Genomic DNA, 18,060 nt, shown 5'->3' on the forward strand with positions numbered 1-18,060 from the left:
AAACAAATGATTATTTCAGTTGATACCGGTAATAAGCAGATGAAAACAGAAAACTGTGAATTCAATTCTGGAGTAGAAATTTTAGATACACTGCCAGGGGAATTGGAAGAAGTGATTGAGTATGAAGGAAAATATTATAGGACAACTAATAGAAGAATTTCGTATATGGAGGATAAGACCGCAGATGAACGATATTTCATTTTAACATTGTTTGCTATCGCAAAAGAGCTCTCTTACCAGCAAAAATATGAAGGTATGCTTCCTAAGAACTTGGAGGAAATTGAACTTCTGGTAGGATTGCCGCCAGCTCATTATGGGAAGCAGCGCAAAAAATTCAGAGAATATTTTTACCGAAATGGCACGATAGTTGAGTTTGGCTATAGGGGAATTCCATACAGAATTGTTTTCAAAGAGGTAAAAGTTTATATACAGGCCTATGCCGCATACTGTCTTCTTGCAGTGAAGAAACAGTTATCTGTAGTGCCAAAGGTTTTATTGATTGATATTGGCGGTTTCACAGTTGATTATATGGTCCTTAGATTTGGCCGTCTGGAAATGGAATATGTCGACTCGCTGGAGAATGGAGTAATTCATTTATATAACAGTATAAAAGCATCTATCCGGCAAAAATATAGCATTCTTTTAGAAGAAGAGGACATTGATAATATTATCTTGGAAAGGGGAACTGGCTATAAACAGGAATTGAAAGAGCGGGTTCGTGAAGTGGCAATTGGTTATGTGACGGAACTGCTTGGCAGGTTTCGTGAACTGGGTATTGATTTTAATACGACGCAGACAGTGTTTCTGGGTGGCGGTTCAATATTGACTGCTGAATTTATTAAAATTGTATGGAAACGATTTGGTGGCGAATACTGCATTATCAATAATACAAAGGCAAATGCAAAAGGATACCGATTACAATATCTGGCAGAAAAGAAGGAGGAGCGGAAATGAGTAAGAAAAATGAATTCCGATTTAATCTCCGATTCGACGAAACCGATGAAGACCATCGAAAAGTCTGTCAGTTTCTGAATGACTGTTGTGGAAGCCGAAAAAAAGCACGTTATATTGTAAAAGCGGTATTGTCCTACTGGAAATTGGAAAATAAATCTGTAGAGGTGATGAAAAAAAAGCAATCCATTTTGGAACTGCCAAAGGAGCAGGTGCTTCCATTGGCAGAAGAAGATGAGAAAGATACAGAACAGCATTTTGTGGATTTAGATGGCAATTATGAAGCGGATGATGCGGAGGTTTCCTTAATGTTGAAGAATTATAGAATGTTCGATCATCCAGAAGAGTAAAAAAGAGGTGTAGATAGGATGAAATTTAAAGCATTAGGTTGCATTTGCATTATTGAAATTGCTGGAACTATCGGGGCTGTTATGAAAAATCCTGCTGCTGCAGGTATTTGCTTAACAGGAACGTGTTTCCTAACCGGATATACAGCTTATTTGGAAATGAGAAGAATGCAGATAAAAATTTGCCCGGAGTGTAAATGTGAAATTCAGAAGTCTTATAGAATCTGTCCGGAATGCGGGCATTTATTTCAAACTGGTATTTCAAATGAAAAGTTGACGGATTTCATTGAAAAGGAAAAAGAAGCGGAAATGACATCTGCCCAGATTGATAAGGACTTTGAAAAAATTGAGACAATTTCTATAGAAGATGCAATTACATACGAAGAGGAATTAAATGACATATTTCAGAGAAAGAATATATAAAACTTGTTACAAGATGTAATCTTTCAAATTGTACATACAAAACTAAAAGATAGTGCATATATGTAAAAATATGCATAATTATCATATGCAAATATTGTGAAAAATACATGAAAATATAGAAGCATTGTGAAATTGCTACCATTTTGAATCGTATAATATTATATAAGAAATATTATGCGATTCTTGGTATATAAAAAATTTAAATAATTTTCTGATTTATGAATTTAGCGGATTATAGGAAGGAGACATCACTATAAAAAAATGCAAATATACAAAAGCTTGCCAGAAGCTCGTAAATTACCGGAGAAATCTTTTATGGATTTATCCTGCTGGAGCCGATAATTGTAAAATTGATTTGGAAAGAGCTCCTCCGATTATTTAATATAATCTATTAAACCATAGGAGCTATAATGCCAGATAAAACAGAAAGAGAACTAAAGAGGAAATTCGGAGCGTATTTAAAAGTTGCAATACTGAATGCCAGAAAAGAATACTTGATAGAGCAGAATAAAATCATAAAAACAGAGATTTCTTTGGATGAATTCGAATTCATCAAAGATGAGAACGCAGAACATATGCTGGAGAATGTTGCCTGTATAGACTATAAAATTAAAGATGGAGAAGCTCTTCATGCAAGAGATGTGTTAAACAGCATTGATGATCCAACACTGTATTCTGCTATTTCTGCTTTAAATACACTTCAAATCGAAGTATTAGTGCTACGCTGTATCGGAAAGAAAACTTTTCGCGAAATCGGAGAACTGACTGGAATCAGTGATTTACATGCAAAAGATATTTATTTCAATACACTTGCGAAACTACGTAAAAATATAGGAGAAAAATAGATATGGGATTTAGGGAACTTCTTAACAGAGCAAAAATGATGGATGAAACTGCAATGATTCAGATTATAGAACTATATAATCCACTATTATATAAATATGCCAATATGAATAGCAAGTTTGATTCGGATTTGTATGAGGAGTTTATATACCGTTTGATCGTTTGTGTTGTGAAGTTCCCATATTGATATAATACGATGCAATAATACAATATATTGTATATACAGTTGACAAAGTTACTATATATGGATATTATAAATGTGTAATTGTTTTGTTCCTGGATTCAGGAACAGATATTTTGTCCAGGCTTATTGCCTGGAGACAAGTTTTTAGCAAGATTATGCACAAAAAATAAGCATAGAAAGACATTGATTTATTTGAAAAATGAATGTCTGTTCTGTGCTTTTTTTGTATACAAAAAGGAGGTGGACAATTTGATAAAACATCAGGAAGGAGGAAAACGAATGAAATTTAAGCCTACGGTGATGCTTCATGGATCTGTGCTTAAGCCATTGAAAGAAGGCCAGAAAGCTCATTACTGTCAGAATGGTTTATGGCACTCTACAAGTAAAGTTATGCGTGTCCTGGAACAAACGAATGAGCATGTAAAATTTGAGACTGAAGCAGTTTGTTACTGTATTAATTTCTATGGCGATAGTGCCGGCATAGTAACACTGGCTGCATAGGGGAATGCTATGGGTATTTTATTAATACCCATAGCTTAATGGAAGTGAATAAATATGTATGCAATACATCTGGAGAATGTTTGTGGAATACCATCAACGCCAAGAACGGGTAGGTTAATTGAAATTTATCTAAAATGCTGTTTAAAATAAAAATAGCCCGGTAGTTATACAGGGCTTATTCTGTCTCTATACCTTCAAAAAATGCATCGAAGGAACAATTGTATATCTTTTTTAATCCCAATAGAACACTAATCTTAACATTGAGTTCTCCATTTTCATATTTTGCGTAAGTGGTTCGACCAATGTCACAGCCATTTCGTTGGAGCATAGCACATAACTTTTCTTGGGAGATTCCGTAATTGTGGCGGAGCTTCTGAAGATTTGGACCGATGCTGATATCACATCTTAGTTTTTGTTCCATAAAGCCATTCTCCTTTTTTTGACCAGTATAGGTATCAATCGTGTTGTTTCTATTTTATGAAAAAAGTAAAAATTATATTGTCCGTTATACTGGTCAAAACGGCAAAATAATGATATAGTTATAAAAACATGTAAGAGAGATTCAGTTAATTAACATTAGCTGTGCACGGAGAGGAACATGGTATTAAAAGTATTTTACAGGGAAGAAAATGAAGCGGAATTGAAAGAAATATTAGAAGAAAAGCATATAGATAAAAACGGAATGCCTTTAGATAGGTCTTGTGATCTATTAATGAAAAAAACAGACTTAGAGCGTTCTCAGTACAAAATGGTAAAAAGTGAAGCCTGCTATGATTTCTTGCTGGGAACCCTTTATCCGAGAGCAGCTGAAATCGCAAAAATTCAGGGTGGAGATCTGACACTTACATTAGAGGAAGAGAAACATACTGGGAAACTGGAATATAGTGGTAATTTTTTGATCAGCACATGTGGTGATACACTTCTTACGGATTTTCTAATTTCTGCAATGACAATGGCAGATCAGTATACATTCGAGGGAAAGGATTCTCTTGTGCATTTGGAGTTTTTTTTCGAATCATGTAATCTGACGAAGATGAAGGATTATTCTAAAGAGATTGAAACGCTAAGACAAAAAATCTGCCAACTAAACCAGGATTAACAGCTTGCTATCAGAATGAGTTAATAATGCGACTATTATGAAATTGACATATGATTTTGTAATGTATAGAATAATACCATAAAGTTCTGTGCATGCGGAACCTGGTGCATGAGAGAGCCAGGAACTTTATGAAAGTATGAAAAGACAGCCATTAGAAAAGTGGTTGTCTTTTTTTCGCCCGGATTGCACAGAAGGACCTTGTAAGAAGCAGATCTTCCGGAGCTTAGTTGAAGGGAGGAAGTCTATGGAAAAACAGAAAGTAAAAGATGAAATTGCTGCACGTTTTAGTAAGAAAAATTGGCTTGTGAAAGCGCTTCCAATTGCATACTGCGCTATAGGTGTACTTCTTATGACCGTAGTACCCGTGTATGCGGATGACATTTTTGCAACTGCGAAAAATGCAATGCAGACGGTTTATACAGACGTAGCTGGCATTGCAACTGTGGCAGCTGTGGTTTGTGCGGCAGTATGCCTTTTTCTAATGAATTTTAGCAAATCGGGACGAACTGTGGATGAATCCAGATCCTGGTTAAAAAGGATTGTTATCTGTTGGGCGGCACTTATGACATTGGGTGCGATTGTAACGTATCTGGAAAAGATTATTCCACAGAGCATGTTTACGGGATGATCTGAAGAAAAGAAAAAGCCGGAGCTCTCCCGGCATAAAAGGAGGGTATCTATAATAGATATGAATGAAACATGAGCTGGCTGCTGGATCTTTTGGTAGATGCAGTCAAAGAAATGGTATCTCAGTTTATCATTGATATGATGGGACTGATTACGGATGTATTTACAGATTTACTATCCTGTAACCTCTCCCTGTTTGAAGAACTGTTTTCCGTGGTAGGAAGCCTGTACCAAAACGTGATTGTTCCTATGGGAATTGCGCTGTTGCTTATGATTCTAATCTGGCAGCTGTTTAAATCCATGTTCGGGAAGGTTGGAATAAATGCAGAAGAACCAATCGAGTTAATTGGACGTTCTTCCATCTGCTTGTTCTTTGTGGTTGCCTCAAAGCCTGTTATTAATTACATATTGAAAATTGCGGGAACCCCATATCAATGGGTGATTGGAACTGACATCAAGGTGCAAAGTTTTTCGGAGTATGTAACTGCCTTAGAGGGGATTACAGCACCGCTTGGGCTTGGAACAATCAGCATAGCAATCTTAATGCTCATTATGCAGTTTGTAGTTGCGTGGAATTATTTTAAAATGCTGTTTGTAATTGCGGAACGGTATGTCCTTCTGGGCGTGTTTTCTTATACAGCACCATTGGCATTTGCAACAGGTGGTTCAAAGTCCACTAATAATATTCTTGCATCCTGGGCGAAAATGTTTGGAGGCCAGGTAGTTCTGATTATCTTAAATGCCTGGTGCCTAAAAATGTTTTTGTCTGGTTATGGAAACATGATGGCAAGCAGCTATGGGTTCACGAAGTTTTTTGTAGCAACTTTGTGTCTGGTGGGCTTTTGCAAAATTACATTCAAACTGGATTCTTATATGGCGGCGTTAGGCGTGAATCTTGGACGGCCTTCCCCAGGCACGGGAGCACTCGGAGCAGCCATGGCGGCACAGCGAATTTTTTCACAGGCAGGAAGGGCATTTTCTGGAACAGATGGAAGCGGAAATGGTACTGGAAGCTCTACGAATATGGGAAACTTAGGTAGCGCAAATGGCTTTACCGAACCTACGGGGCCTATCCCTATGAATCCCTCTGGAGGAAGTGAAGTGGATATTGAATCTTTGTTTCAAAGTGGTGATTTTGATACGGAATATCCAGAAAAGCATGAAACTGCGGCTGGAGATACCAAGAGTATGAATGCTTCAAATACCGCTTCAGCAAATGTACTTGATGAGCTGGGAATTCGTGCAAATGGAACGGAGACTTCTGGTACATCTTATGCTTCTGGGACAATTGAAAATGAGGCAACATCTTCGAGTGAAATTGAGCCTGTGATGGAATCCGATGATTTTGTAGAATCAGAAGGGACTGTAATGGATCTGAATGCGGGAAGTTTACCGGAATACCAGAAAGCTTCAGGAACAGAGGCGGTTTCTTCAGAAGGTGTTACTACAAACGAAACTATGGAAGATGGATTCTCTGAAGCACTATCAAGTGGAAGTAGTCTGGGTGAAATGGAGAATCCAGGAGAACCTAATTTCCCGGATGGAAAAACCACAGCCCGGAGTGATCCTATGTCTTTTGGAGAGCAACCATTTGAAGGAGCATCTGCATTTAACAGTGATAATGGCATTATGGCAGAACTGGGTGAATATCCGGCTTCGGAGACAGGCATGGGGCCTTCGGATTATGCAATGGAAACGGATTTTGGAGGTGGCATTGGTAACAAGAGCCAGGAGGCGGACAGAAATACATCTTCAGAAGAAAAAGGTGAACTATCTTATTCTGCCAGTGGTTTTGAATCGGATGTATCTGGTAGCTTAAATGACAGGTATTCAGGTTCAGATGAAAATGTTGCAGGTGAAAACGGAGCTTCTTTTGATTCCAGTGCGGATTTGGGAATCCTGGACGCTGTGTCTGGAAATGAGAGTGTTCATACAAATCCAGAAATGGATGTAAATGGCGCGAATAGTTTTTCGGAAGAGGCAGGAAAAGTTTCTGGTAACATGTCGGATGTTCCCCAAATGGAAACGCCTATATATTCGAATTCTGGTATTTCTGGGAATATAGAAAGTGAGAACCAGCTTACAAACATGGGAGAGCCTTTTGCACAGGAAGCAGAAGCCGGTGGCTTCGCGAATTACTCTACAACTGGAAATTCTGAGATAGACAGTTTTACTGGAGTAAATGATTCTGAAGATAGTTTTGTTCAGGAACCGGACGAATATCTGGAACAGGATAATCTGGATCCAATCGAAGAGGCAAATGACAGCTTTACACTTTCAGAGGAAATAAATGGTATGGAAGAAATCCAGACGGAGGATGCACAAATGCCTATGAATATGGAACTGCTACGCAATCCTCATAGAATTCGGGAAATTCCGAAATCAAGAAGTAAGTTAAGAGAACAGAAACAGGGTGCCAGAGATACTGGAAAGTGGGAGATTTAAGCCTATGGATGAGGAGAGAAAAGAGAATTCCCTGCTTGATGGGGAGTGTGAAATGATTGCTCATTCGGCACAGGCTGCTTATGCGGTATCGGCTGCTGTAAAAGCTGGGGGAACTGCTGCTGGTGCGGCAGCCGGGACTGCCATGGCAGGACCGCTTGGAACATTAGTAGGAACCTTGGCTGGCAGCAAAACAGTTTGGAAGGTGTTTGGTGCTATATTTCTATTTCTTTTTTTGTGGATGTTTATTATTGCAAACATGATTGGAATTATATTTCATTATCTGGGTTTTGCCAACGCGGATTCCTATGCAAATGAGGCACAGTCCAACCAGCTTGCAAATATCAGAAGCAGAGCGGAGCAAATTCTGCAAAACGCAGACTATCAGAATGAGATATTGCAGATCATAGGACAGCAGAGGGATTTACATTTGCAGGAAATCCAGGCAGACCAGATGGAAAAATATGCTGATGCTACATTGGTTGTGGTGGATGAGTTTGAGACAAAACTAAAAAGAAGCTTATCCTATTATCTGTCTGTTATGCTCATGGATAAATGCGACAACAGCACCATATCTTCTTTCCTTGGATATTCAAATGTCCTGGGACTTGATATGGACACTAATCTTTCCAGCCCTTATGATGCCTATTTTCAGGAAGCTGCCAGGATCTATAATGTACCTGTGGCGCTGCTTCTTGCAATCTGTAAAACGGAGTCTGATTTCAGTCCGAATGTGGTATCAGGTGCTGGGGCAATAGGCTTAATGCAGCTTATGCCGGAAACGGCGGCTTCCCTTGGAGTATCCAATCCTTATGATCCGTACCAGAATATTATGGGCGGAGCCAAATTCATCAGCCAGCTGGTAGAGCAATTTAAAGGCTATTCCAATGGCTTAGAGCTTGCAGTCGCTGGATATAATGCAGGACCTTATGCAGTTATCAAATATGGTTATCAAGTACCGCCATATTCCGAAACCCAGGCCTATGTCAAGAAAGTGTTAGGGCTTGTCGAGATTCACGATAGTACATCCAGTACTTCCACAGAAACAAAAACAGATCAGGAGTCCCTGGAGAAGTCATATCAGGTGTTAAAGGAGGCTGTCGCACAAAATGTGGACAGCTTTTTTTCGTGGACTGTAACAGCTGAACGGGACGGCCAAATGGAACAGAAAGTCTACTGTCTGGAAGTGAATGGAAGCCGGGCAGAGACAGATGAACAGACTTATCGGCAGGTTCTGGAGCAGGGAGGCAATGCCTGGGAAGAAAAGCGGACGGTAACGACAAAGGTTGTAGAATACACTCTGGCATTGATCTTGAACACACAGCTGCCAGGCAGCAGCGGCTATCAATATAAATATGTGACAAATGAAAGCACATTCAATTTTGTATTAAAGCTGTTGGAATATCTGCAAAGCGGTGTAGAAGCTGTCAAAAATGCCCTTTTCAATGTCTTTCACTGGACGGACTTTCTGACTGGCGGAACCAGTGGTGGTGATACCTATATCGGCAATATTGACGCGACCGGGGATATTATCATCTATGATACGGTGGGAAAAGGTGTCAAAAAGGTTGTTTATTATAACCAGGGAGAAGATCCCTGGGCAACTATGTCTTATGGTCCTAGTACAATAAAAGCATCTGGCTGTGGTCCGACTTCTCTTGCTATCGTAATATCAACATTTACAGGACAAACCGTAACACCGGAAATGACCTGTGCATACTCCATTGCTAATGGTGAGTATGTATATGGCTTAGGAACCGCTCATTCCTTCCCTATGAATGCCGCTCACCACTGGGGACTTAACTGTGAAAGAGTGGGAAAAGACCGAATGGGAGATGTTGTAAATGCCTTGAAAGACGGAAAAATAGTGGTGGAAATTTGTGAGGCCTACACGATCACGGGCAGTGGAAGCGGGCATTTTATTGTTCTGACTGGTGTTACCAAAGATGGCTATATCACCATTGCCGATTGTGCCAGCAGGGAACGTACTGGAAAAGTGTACAGTGTGGAAACGATTGCTTCTTACGGCCGTGACCTGGCAGATGGAGCCTTTTGGATCATTTGGAAATGAGAGGGTTGAGTATGGACGGACACTTGAAATATGGATTGCTTATGGGACTATATTCTTCTGCATTACTGGCAATGCCAATTACGGTACTTGCAAACACTGACACGCAGAATGCTACAGATCTTCCACAGATTGTATCCTGGGATGACGGACATGGATATCTGGAAAGTGGAGAAATGCTTCGGAATGGCTGGGGCTATGATACCGTCAATCCAGCTGGAAAATATGTGCTCTTTGATGAAGAGGGCGCTATCCTTAGACGCTCGGAATCCATGGAAGCAGAGTTGGAGGATAATTATACAGGTACCGAACAGGTTCCGGCAGTCATTGCATTTCGGGCACGGGTTTTTGACGGATTTGCAGGTACGATAGAGGTTGTTTTAGAAGAACAAAATGGAGTAACCCAAACTGTATTCCTAAATGCGGACAACTTCTATGAGTGGAATCTGTCCACTGGAAGTGGAACTTATCGGATTCTGTCTGTAAGTGCAACAGAAGGAGATCTGTCTTTTGTAACAGAGTTTTCGAATATGTATCAGAATCTTCCAGAAGAAGGTCTCCTGGTGCAAAAGATTACAGTAACAGAAGTCGTTTTAGATAATATCCATGCAGCAGGGGAAGAATCTCAGGTTGCAGAGAAAAATGAAAATCCTATTGATGAAATGAATGTGCTTCAGGAGAAAGGACAGGAAGAGGAGACAGAGGGAATTTTAGAAAATCAAGCACAGGAGGTGAATATCGTGGATGCAGTAAAACAGAAGAATCCATTTATACTGCTCGGTATAGGGGTGGTTCTAATTGCCGCAATCGGTGGCCTGATATGGTCTAAAAAGAGATAACAGGAAAGGAGTTTCACAAAAATGGCACAAAATGACCATTCAGAGGTATATATCATTCCACCTAATTTTGTAAAAGAAGCTATATGCTGTGAAAGGGGGATAAGAAATCGCCCATAGAAAGGAGAGTTTTTCAATGAAAGCAAAGAAAACGGACAACGGCAAGATAACCGCACTATACGAGCGTCTTTCCCGCGACGACGACCTCACAGGCGACAGTAACAGTATAATCAATCAAAAGAAGCTGCTTGAAGATTATGCAAAGGAGCATGGATTTACGAATTGTGTCCACTTTACTGATGACGGCTGGTCTGGCGCAAACTTTGACCGCCCTAATTGGAAACGCATGATTGCAGCCATAGAAGCCGGAGAGGTTTCCCATGTGCTGGTAAAGGATTTAAGTCGTGTCGGCAGAGATTATCTGCAAGTGGGATTTTACACAGAAGTCATGTTCAAGGAGCGGGGCGTCCGTTTTATTGCCATAGCAAACGGAGTTGACAGCGACAAGAGCGAAAGCAGCGAGTTTGCCCCGTTTTTGAATATTATGAACGAATGGTATGTGCGTGATAGCAGCCGAAAAATAACAAGCGTTCTCCACGCAAGAGGAATGTCCGGCAAGCATACAAACAGCCATTGTATTTATGGCTATAAGAAAGACCCTAATGACAAAGACCACTGGATTATCGACGAGGAAGCCGCCGAGGTAGTACGCCGGATTTACCGCATGGCGTTGGAGAGCAAAGGCCCGTATGAAATTGCCCGTATCCTTGCTTTGGAAAAGGTTGAAAGACCGTCCTATTATCTTGCACAGCGCGGCGTGGGGAAACATCAGTCTAATTTTAACCCCGCTGAACGGTACACATGGCGTGGCGGCACAGTTGCCGATATTCTATCCAAGCCGGAGTATATGGGGCATACAGTAAACTTCCGCACCTATAAAGAAAGCTACAAAGACAAACGCTCCAGAATGACACCCAAAGAGGATTTAGTCATTTTTGAAAATACGCAGGAAGCTATTATTGACAAGGAAACATGGGAGCGCGTCCAGAGCTTGCGGAAAACGATACGCCGGACGGACACCATAGGCGCGGCAAATCCTTTAACGGGCTTGATGTTTTGCGCGGATTGCGGGGCTAAGATGTATAACCACAGGGGCGGGGCTGGACTGGCGCGGGACTGGGCGGGGCGACCCAACGGCAGGAAGCGTCCAGAACGCGACGAGTACAACTGTTCCCGTTATGATTTAGGCAACCAGCACTATAATAGATACTGCACGACGCACCTTATCCGCACAGCCGTTGTAAATGAGCTTCTGCTTGAAGCTATCAAGGAAGTATGCGACTACGCGCTGAACAATGAAGCGGCATTTATGGAGCAGGTCTGCTCTGCTTCCAGCGAGCGGCAGGTGAAAGCGGCAAAGGCAATCCGGCAGAGAAAACAGCGCAGCGAGAAACGAGCCGACGAATTGAGCCGCTTAATCCGCAAGCTCTATGAGGACAATGTAAACGGCAGACTTTCTGATAAGCTCTTTGAACAAATGCTGCATGATTTTGAAGCGGAGTTAGAGAGTTTAACCGAGAGCGTTACCCAAGACGAGCAGGAGCTTGACCGTATAAGCCGGGAAACCGTCAACGCTGAAAAATTCCTTACTCTTGTCAAAAAATATACGGATTTTTCCGAGCTTACCCCCGCCATGATAAATGAATTTGTTGAAAAAATCCTTGTCCACCAAGCCGAGGGAAAAGGGGCGAGCCGCACACAGGAGGTTGAGATTTTCTTTAACTTTGTCGGCAAGGTAGAAATCCCCCATGAGGAAATCGTACTGACAGAGGAAGAAAAAGCGGCATTGGCAGAGCAGGAACGGCGCAGAGCAAAAAAAGCCGAATACAACCGCCGCTATATGGAGAAAAAACGCAGAGAATGGAGAGAACAGCGGGAACGGGAGCAGGAGCAAAAGCCCCATAAACTTCCCCCTGTCGCAGACGAGAAAGGAGAAAAGAGCGCATGAGAAGATTGATTGACAACGGTACTACTTCACCCGCCAGACCGCCCTATATCGGGCATTATGGACACTTGCGGAAAGCCTATCTTGAGGGCTACCGCCCCGATCTCTACAACGCCCTTGTCGCAAGCGAAACCCTCTATGAGCATTGCGCCGAGATTGAAGCCGCCGTCCGTCGCCGCCTTGACCTCATTATCCCGCAGCTTGCCGAGGGTGCGGGCGCAACCGAGGAACTGAAAGCCGCAGACCCCATGCAATGGGTGGGGCTGATGAACACCTGCAAGGCGCAAGCGGAGGAAATCGTCAAGTTTGAGCTTATCTATGTATGAGCGTCAAGAGCCGGAAAAATCCCATATTTCACGATAGAAACGCTCTGGACGAGGAATGTATCGCCGGAGCGTTTTCTATTTGAAAATCCTCATTTTCCCCAAGTCAAGAGCCGGGAAAAACACCCGAAAAATGCCCCTATTGCGTAACAGGGGCGCAGAAAGGAGAGTTTATGAGAACAGGGCTTACGAAGCAGGAAAAGACCACCGATATATGGTTTGACGAGAAAGACCCCCTTATCCATATCCGCACACACAACACCGACTTAAAGAAGCGGCTTGCCGCCTACTCCGGACAGTACCCCGACCAGTGCCGCCAGACCGACGCAGACCCCGAAACGGGTTGCATGGAGTTTGAGATTGTAAAGGGGCGTTTCTCTTTCCGTCTGACCGCCCCATACAGCGAAGAACGGAGGAACGCCGCCAGCAAAGCGGCAAAGAAACATTCCGGCAACTTGACACACCCTATTCAAAAAGATGTGCTATAATTTTTTTGAAAAAGTTTCGGATTAGATGTAGTATTTGCCGCTGAAACCGTAGTACATAGGTGAAGCCCGAAAGGAGGCGGTGAGATGATAGACGACGAAAAAATCATAGAAATGTTTTTTGGACGTTCAGAACAAGGCATACGAGAGCTGGATATAAAATACGGAAAGGTCTGCCACAATCTTTCCTACCATATCGTAGGCAGCAGACAAGACGCGGAGGAATGTGTAAACGACGCTTATTTAGGCGCATGGAACGCCATTCCCCCGGCACGACCTAACCCGCTGCTATCTTATCTTGTTAAAATCGTTCGGAACATTTCACTCAAAATCTATTGGAGAAAGGAAGCAGCCAAACGGAGCAGCCATTACACGATTGCTTTGGAAGAAATTGAAGCCTGTATAGCAGCCCCGAATACAGTAGAAGCAGAAATCGAAGCCAAAGAGTTAGCCCGTATCATTGAAGCATTTTTAGACACGCTGACTACCGAAAACCGCGTTATTTTCATGCGCCGCTATTGGTTTTCTGACAGCTACAAGGACATAGCCGAGTTTGTAGGGCTTTCAGAGAAAAACATTTCTGTCCGGCTGACCCGTATCCGCGAGAAGATGAAGCAATATTTGATTGAAAGAGAGGTATTCATATGAACGCAAAGAAGTTTTCCGACGCTATGAGCGAACTTGATACAAAATATGTCGATGAAGCTCTCAACTACAAGAAGAAAGCCAAAAAGCCCATTTGGGTAAAGTGGGGGGCTATTGCAGCTTGCTTGTGCTTGATGATACCATTGACCGCATTTGCCGTTGATATAATTCAATATAATGCAGCGGTTGATTATCTCAATTCTCTCGGCATTGCTGTTGAAGATTTGAGCGACTATTCTCATAAAGAAATAAAAGAAGCTGCAAAAACGATTGACGCAGGAGAAAGTAACCCGTTGACTGAAGAAATCCTTAGTCTAATACCAGAAAACAAAAAACCGCTCGATACACCGACGCAGGTAACATCTGAGCAAATTAAAGAACTAACACCGACCATGACAAGAGAAGATGTTCTTTCTCTTTTAGGTGACACACAAGATGTTGGCTCAGGCATTTATATATATCTTTACGAAGTAGACCAACAATACCTGCTGCGTATTCCTTTTGCAAGCGATGAAGCACAATTAGGTGTAACAGGAGAAGATTTGCTAAAGGCATTGGTTCCCATTTCTGGAGATATTGCTCCTATGGTCTATGTAAATGATACGCTTTATCAAATCGTTGACTCTCAACCCAACTTCGCAGATGAAAAAAGTTCTTTCAATTTGTTAGGAAAAATCGAAAACACAGTTAGTTCTTCGGAAGAACCAAAAGAAAATTTCCAAGCAAATGATGATATTGTAGGGGCTGCGGTTTATCAGTACGGCGATAACATTGTCGTTGAGTTTGAGGGAAAATACTGGTTATATGAACACTATCATAACACAGACTTTGACGGAAACTCAGACTGATATGCCCCACGCCCAAACAAGCCATACTTCTGATGAAAAAGTATCCGAACAAAACCTTCTTGCAGAGTAAATAAGTTTTCTATTTTACAAGGGCAGCCGAGAAAATCGACTGTCCTTTTTCTATGCTTATGAGCAGAAAGGAGCGCCCAACCATGACAAAGCCAAGAGAGAAAACCCGCGAAGAACTGCAAGCCGAGATTGAGGACGGAAAGAAGAAAATCCGGCAGTTTGAGAACCGAGAAAAGGTGTTGCGTCAAAAGCTGTCCCAAGAGGAACGCAGGACACGCAGCCACCGCCTTATCGTCCGGGGCGCGGTCTTTGAAAGCATTGTGCCGGAAGCAAAGGACATGACCGACGAGGAAGCCGCAGCACTTCTTAGGCTTGCACTGACGAGTGAGCCGGTACGGGAGTTTTTGAGAAAACGAGCCGAGGAAACGACAAGCTGAAAATCCCTTAGGAACTAAGGGCGCACTTATACACCCTTACGGGCGTGTGCGCTCTGCCGAGGGCTTATCTCCGCACAGGGAGATTTCCCCGCGCTCCGATTGGCGGCTTTGCCGCAACAAGGGGCTGCACCCCTTGCGCCGCTTCGCGGCTATCCCTGCACACCCACAAAAACAGTACACCCGCCGTTGGCGTCTGTACCATTTTTGCGGGTTTTATTATCCTATCCGGGAGGTGATACCCATAGCCATTTACCATTGGAACATCGGCATTGTGAGCCGAGGAAAAGGCAAATCAGCCGTTGCCGCAGCCGCCTACCGAAGCGGCGAAAAGCTGACAAACGAATGGGACGGAATGCCCCATGACTACACCCGCAAAGGCGGCGTTGTCCATACAGAGATCATGCTGCCGCCCCACGCGCCACCCTCATTCTATGACCGTTCAACCTTGTGGAACAGCGTGGAGCTTTACGAGAAAGCCGGGAACGCCCAGCTTGCGCGTGAGATTGACGCAGCGCTCCCCATAGAATTATCCAGAGAGGAACAGATCCGGCTTGTCCGGGAATACTGTTCCTCTCAATTTGTTTCCAGAGGAATGTGCGTTGATTATGCCATTCACGACACCGACAAAGGCAATCCCCATTGTCATATCATGCTGACCATGCGACCACTTGACGAGCGCGGAGCATGGGCGGCGAAATCCAAAAAGGAATATGACCTTGATGAAAACGGCGAGCGTATCCGCTTGCCAAGCGGCAGATACAAAACCCACAAAGTTGACCTTACAGGCTGGAACGACAAGGACAACACCCTCTTGTGGCGCAAGGCATGGGCTGACTTTACCAACAACTTTTTGGAGAGGAACGGAAGCCCGGAGCGTATCGACCACCGCAGCAACGCCGAGCGCGGCATAGACGAAATACCCACCGTCCACATGGGCGTGGCAGCTTGCCAGATGGAGAAGAAAGGCATCGCCACCGAGAAAGGCGAACTGAACCGAAATATCCAAAAGGCAAACCGCCTTATCCGTGAAATCCGGGCGCAGATTGGGAAGCTCAAGGAATGGATTGCCGACCTGTTCAAAGCGCGGGAAACCGCCCCGAAGCAGCCGCCGCAATCTCCCAACCTTGCAAATCTGTTGATGAAGTATTTGAGCGTTCAGAGAGAAAAGAGCCGGAAGTATTCGCAGCGTTGGCAACAGCAGCATGCAACCGATGAATTGAAAACCATAGCGGCGGCGGTCAACTATCTTTCCGAGCATGGTATCTCTAATCTTGATGAGCTGGACGCTTCTCTTTCCTCTGTCAGTGATAGAGCCTATTCAATCCGGGAGGGAATGAAAACCGCCGAGCAGCGCATGAAAGAACTGCAAAAACTCATGGAGTACGGCAGAAATTATCAAACCTACAAGCCCATACAGGACGAGTATCGGCAAATCCGCTGGAAAGGGAAACAGGAGAAGTTTGCGGAAGCCCGCCGAGCCGAGCTTACCCTATGGGACGCGGCAAACCGCTATCTCCATGCCCATTTGCCGGAGGGCGTGAAAACCCTGCCGATCTCCGCGTGGGAGAAAGAATATACCGCCCTCAAAGTACAGCGGGAAGCGGAATATGACACGCTGAAAGAGACCCGCGCCGAGGTTGCCGAGCTTCAAAAAATCCGCAAATGCGTGGATATTGCACTCCGCGCCGACCAGCCGGAGCAGACGCAGAGCCGCACCAAGCGGCACGAACAGGAGCGATAAAGAAAAGGACGGGCAAGCCATTTTGCTTGTCCGCCCTAAATGCTTTCTGATAAACTGGAAGTTGTTTATCCAAAATGAAATGGAATAACCATATCAAGTAAAACTGCAAGAACTATACTAATCGTTCCCATTAGCGCAGAACTCCTCAATGTGTCTCTCCTCAAAACAATAAGTCCAATAATAAAGACTATCACTTCCAAAACAGATTTTGCATTAAAATACCAGCATCCATATACAAAGCACATATTGAACAATACTGCCAAAATCAGTGCTGATAGTATAAATGCCAGTTTGCTTTTCCCCTTTGCATACCAACAGACAAAAGCCAATAATGGAGAAACAGCTGTAAATCCAAACCAAATCATCGCATAACTTCTTGGGAAAAATCCTGCAATATAGTTTGAATACAAATAGTAGCTTGCAACCATACCAACAAAGAATACAAAAACATTGATGCTTGCTCTTATTGCAGAATTGCTATAAATAGAAATACACAGTGCAATCAATATCCAGATTGCAAAACGCCCAAGAAAATTACCAATATCTAAGACTCCATTTATTGCCATAAGCACACCTGGAAGTTCAGTTTGACGAAAATCCAGATATTTTGAGAAAGTTCCCAAAGCTATTCCGAGAAACAATATCGCTATGGTATTTATAAGTTTTCTATTATTGGATATTGGATTTTCTGCATTCCTTATATCATTCAAAAAATTTATCATAATTACCCTCACAAATTCCAATTGAACAAAATCGCTGCGCGATGGCCTGCCAAGGCTGTGGCGCAGTTTTATTTTTATTAAAAAGCAGTGGAATTACTTTTCATAATCCGTTATTGTTAAGTTACCACACGAAACAACTGAACTAAGAAAGCTCCACTGCCTATGATAAGAATAACATTTTCTAGTCTCTTCCGCAATCGGAATTATGACGCTAACGCACCTCCGAATAGGTAGATGTAATTATTAACACTACTTATTCTGGAGGTTTTATTATGTATAAAGATATTTTTGAATCCATCCGCAATGAAGCGGAAAAACGTAACCTGCGTGAAAGAACTATTCAACTGTATTGCTCTGATGTCAGTTACTTCCTTCGTTGGATCGAAAAAAATGTTTCTGATCTTACACTTGAAGATGCGGAAAGTTTTCTTACTGCCAAACGTCTGGAAGGCAGGTCTCCCGAAACTCACAATCACTATCGGTCTGCAATCAAGTTCTTATATAAAAAGGTGCTGAAGATTCTT

21 protein-coding genes are annotated in these 18,060 nt (G+C 42.8%); 19 read left to right on the forward strand and 2 right to left on the reverse strand.

What is annotated here, in order from left to right; translation table 11 throughout:
- The first annotated feature begins 6 nt into the window (after positions 1–6).
- The 6 genes from DWZ38_RS17380 (at position 7) to DWZ38_RS17405 (ending at position 3,249) form a co-directional block, all read left to right on the forward strand.
- Complete coding sequence (locus tag DWZ38_RS17380) at positions 7–954, forward strand: ParM/StbA family protein (protein ID WP_117854348.1); 948 nt, start codon at positions 7–9, stop codon at positions 952–954.
- On the forward strand, positions 951–1,301 hold the full coding sequence (locus DWZ38_RS17385; RefSeq protein ID WP_117854349.1) for a hypothetical protein: 351 nt from the start codon (positions 951–953) through the stop codon (positions 1,299–1,301). Before DWZ38_RS17380 ends, DWZ38_RS17385 begins: the two co-directional genes overlap by 4 nt.
- Before the next feature lie 18 nt (positions 1,302–1,319).
- The gene (locus DWZ38_RS17390; protein ID WP_117854350.1) at positions 1,320–1,721 is read left to right on the forward strand and encodes a hypothetical protein; all 402 of its coding nucleotides are present in this window, start codon (positions 1,320–1,322) and stop codon (positions 1,719–1,721) included.
- Positions 1,722–2,131: 410 nt separating this feature from the next.
- Positions 2,132–2,566 (forward strand): sigma factor-like helix-turn-helix DNA-binding protein, encoded by a 435-nt coding sequence (locus DWZ38_RS17395; protein ID WP_117854351.1) that lies wholly within the window; start codon positions 2,132–2,134, stop codon positions 2,564–2,566.
- 2 nt (positions 2,567–2,568) lie between these two features.
- Positions 2,569–2,751, forward strand: coding sequence for a helix-turn-helix domain-containing protein (locus tag DWZ38_RS17400; RefSeq protein ID WP_117854352.1), 183 nt, complete (start codon positions 2,569–2,571; stop codon positions 2,749–2,751).
- A gap of 276 nt (positions 2,752–3,027) precedes the next feature.
- On the forward strand, positions 3,028–3,249 hold the full coding sequence (locus DWZ38_RS17405; RefSeq protein WP_117854353.1) for a hypothetical protein: 222 nt from the start codon (positions 3,028–3,030) through the stop codon (positions 3,247–3,249).
- Positions 3,250–3,424: 175 nt separating this feature from the next.
- Here the strand turns inward: DWZ38_RS17405 and DWZ38_RS17410 are convergent, their stop codons facing one another.
- Positions 3,425–3,670: a helix-turn-helix transcriptional regulator gene (locus DWZ38_RS17410; RefSeq protein WP_117854354.1), complete on the reverse strand. Its 246-nt coding sequence runs from the start codon at positions 3,668–3,670 to the stop codon at positions 3,425–3,427.
- A 177-nt stretch (positions 3,671–3,847) separates the two neighbouring features.
- Here DWZ38_RS17410 and DWZ38_RS17415 point away from each other — a divergent pair, with 177 nt between their 5' ends.
- The 12 genes from DWZ38_RS17415 (at position 3,848) to mobQ (ending at position 16,814) form a co-directional block, all read left to right on the forward strand.
- Positions 3,848–4,348, forward strand: coding sequence for a hypothetical protein (locus DWZ38_RS17415; RefSeq protein WP_117854355.1), 501 nt, complete (start codon positions 3,848–3,850; stop codon positions 4,346–4,348).
- 244 nt (positions 4,349–4,592) lie between these two features.
- On the forward strand, positions 4,593–4,976 hold the full coding sequence (locus DWZ38_RS17420; protein ID WP_243000343.1) for a hypothetical protein: 384 nt from the start codon (positions 4,593–4,595) through the stop codon (positions 4,974–4,976).
- A 71-nt stretch (positions 4,977–5,047) separates the two neighbouring features.
- Entirely contained in the window at positions 5,048–7,420 is a 2,373-nt protein-coding gene (locus DWZ38_RS22340) for a hypothetical protein (protein WP_178105366.1), read from the forward strand.
- Between the two features lie 4 nt (positions 7,421–7,424).
- Positions 7,425–9,488, forward strand: a complete 2,064-nt coding sequence (locus DWZ38_RS17430) for a transglycosylase SLT domain-containing protein (protein ID WP_117854356.1) — start codon at positions 7,425–7,427, stop codon at positions 9,486–9,488.
- Positions 9,485–10,324 carry a hypothetical protein gene (locus DWZ38_RS17435; protein WP_178105367.1) on the forward strand — a complete coding sequence of 280 codons (840 nt, stop codon included), beginning with the start codon at positions 9,485–9,487 and terminating at the stop codon, positions 10,322–10,324. Before DWZ38_RS17430 ends, DWZ38_RS17435 begins: the two co-directional genes overlap by 4 nt.
- 133 nt (positions 10,325–10,457) lie before the next feature.
- Entirely contained in the window at positions 10,458–12,329 is a 1,872-nt protein-coding gene (locus DWZ38_RS17440) for a recombinase family protein (protein WP_117854358.1), read from the forward strand.
- On the forward strand, positions 12,326–12,652 hold the full coding sequence (locus DWZ38_RS17445) for a TnpV protein (RefSeq protein ID WP_117854359.1): 327 nt from the start codon (positions 12,326–12,328) through the stop codon (positions 12,650–12,652). The genes DWZ38_RS17440 and DWZ38_RS17445 overlap by 4 nt, the downstream gene beginning before the upstream one ends.
- Before the next feature lie 170 nt (positions 12,653–12,822).
- Complete coding sequence (locus tag DWZ38_RS17450) at positions 12,823–13,137, forward strand: hypothetical protein (protein ID WP_055061395.1); 315 nt, start codon at positions 12,823–12,825, stop codon at positions 13,135–13,137.
- An 84-nt stretch (positions 13,138–13,221) separates the two neighbouring features.
- Positions 13,222–13,782, forward strand: a complete 561-nt coding sequence (locus DWZ38_RS17455; RefSeq protein WP_117545665.1) for an RNA polymerase sigma factor — start codon at positions 13,222–13,224, stop codon at positions 13,780–13,782.
- A complete protein-coding gene (locus DWZ38_RS17460) occupies positions 13,779–14,627 on the forward strand; it encodes a hypothetical protein (protein ID WP_117457847.1) in 849 nt (282 codons plus the stop codon). The genes DWZ38_RS17455 and DWZ38_RS17460 overlap by 4 nt, the downstream gene beginning before the upstream one ends.
- 152 nt (positions 14,628–14,779) lie before the next feature.
- Positions 14,780–15,073, forward strand: coding sequence for a DUF3847 domain-containing protein (locus DWZ38_RS17465; protein WP_117502899.1), 294 nt, complete (start codon positions 14,780–14,782; stop codon positions 15,071–15,073).
- Between the two features lie 241 nt (positions 15,074–15,314).
- Positions 15,315–16,814 (forward strand): MobQ family relaxase, encoded by a 1,500-nt coding sequence (gene mobQ, locus DWZ38_RS17470; protein WP_278309185.1) that lies wholly within the window; start codon positions 15,315–15,317, stop codon positions 16,812–16,814.
- A gap of 65 nt (positions 16,815–16,879) precedes the next feature.
- On the opposite strand, the gene DWZ38_RS17475 is transcribed toward mobQ, so the two are convergent.
- Positions 16,880–17,536, reverse strand: a complete 657-nt coding sequence (locus tag DWZ38_RS17475) for a hypothetical protein (RefSeq protein ID WP_004851532.1) — start codon at positions 17,534–17,536, stop codon at positions 16,880–16,882.
- A gap of 272 nt (positions 17,537–17,808) precedes the next feature.
- On the opposite strand from DWZ38_RS17475, the gene DWZ38_RS22950 reads away from it, so the two are divergent.
- Positions 17,809–18,060 (forward strand): phage integrase N-terminal SAM-like domain-containing protein (locus DWZ38_RS22950; RefSeq protein ID WP_243000344.1); only part of this gene is annotated, 252 nt, incomplete at its 3' end.

Source organism: Ruminococcus sp. AF31-8BH, from assembly GCF_003460605.1.
GTDB classification, from domain to species: domain Bacteria; phylum Bacillota; class Clostridia; order Lachnospirales; family Lachnospiraceae; genus Blautia_A; species Blautia_A acetigignens.

Coding starts and splice junctions, on each gene's coding strand:
- DWZ38_RS17380 (WP_117854348.1), top strand. CDS start 7: ATGATTATTTCAGTTGATACCGGTAATAAGCAGATGAAAACAGAAAAC.
- DWZ38_RS17385 (WP_117854349.1), top strand. CDS start 951: ATGAGTAAGAAAAATGAATTCCGATTTAATCTCCGATTCGACGAAACC.
- DWZ38_RS17390 (WP_117854350.1), top strand. CDS start 1,320: ATGAAATTTAAAGCATTAGGTTGCATTTGCATTATTGAAATTGCTGGA.
- DWZ38_RS17395 (WP_117854351.1), top strand. CDS start 2,132: ATGCCAGATAAAACAGAAAGAGAACTAAAGAGGAAATTCGGAGCGTAT.
- DWZ38_RS17400 (WP_117854352.1), top strand. CDS start 2,569: ATGGGATTTAGGGAACTTCTTAACAGAGCAAAAATGATGGATGAAACT.
- DWZ38_RS17405 (WP_117854353.1), top strand. CDS start 3,028: ATGAAATTTAAGCCTACGGTGATGCTTCATGGATCTGTGCTTAAGCCA.
- DWZ38_RS17410 (WP_117854354.1), bottom strand. CDS start 3,670: ATGGAACAAAAACTAAGATGTGATATCAGCATCGGTCCAAATCTTCAG.
- DWZ38_RS17415 (WP_117854355.1), top strand. CDS start 3,848: ATGGTATTAAAAGTATTTTACAGGGAAGAAAATGAAGCGGAATTGAAA.
- DWZ38_RS17420 (WP_243000343.1), top strand. CDS start 4,593: ATGGAAAAACAGAAAGTAAAAGATGAAATTGCTGCACGTTTTAGTAAG.
- DWZ38_RS22340 (WP_178105366.1), top strand. CDS start 5,048: ATGAGCTGGCTGCTGGATCTTTTGGTAGATGCAGTCAAAGAAATGGTA.
- DWZ38_RS17430 (WP_117854356.1), top strand. CDS start 7,425: ATGGATGAGGAGAGAAAAGAGAATTCCCTGCTTGATGGGGAGTGTGAA.
- DWZ38_RS17435 (WP_178105367.1), top strand. CDS start 9,485: ATGAGAGGGTTGAGTATGGACGGACACTTGAAATATGGATTGCTTATG.
- DWZ38_RS17440 (WP_117854358.1), top strand. CDS start 10,458: ATGAAAGCAAAGAAAACGGACAACGGCAAGATAACCGCACTATACGAG.
- DWZ38_RS17445 (WP_117854359.1), top strand. CDS start 12,326: ATGAGAAGATTGATTGACAACGGTACTACTTCACCCGCCAGACCGCCC.
- DWZ38_RS17450 (WP_055061395.1), top strand. CDS start 12,823: ATGAGAACAGGGCTTACGAAGCAGGAAAAGACCACCGATATATGGTTT.
- DWZ38_RS17455 (WP_117545665.1), top strand. CDS start 13,222: ATGATAGACGACGAAAAAATCATAGAAATGTTTTTTGGACGTTCAGAA.
- DWZ38_RS17460 (WP_117457847.1), top strand. CDS start 13,779: ATGAACGCAAAGAAGTTTTCCGACGCTATGAGCGAACTTGATACAAAA.
- DWZ38_RS17465 (WP_117502899.1), top strand. CDS start 14,780: ATGACAAAGCCAAGAGAGAAAACCCGCGAAGAACTGCAAGCCGAGATT.
- DWZ38_RS17475 (WP_004851532.1), bottom strand. CDS start 17,536: ATGATAAATTTTTTGAATGATATAAGGAATGCAGAAAATCCAATATCC.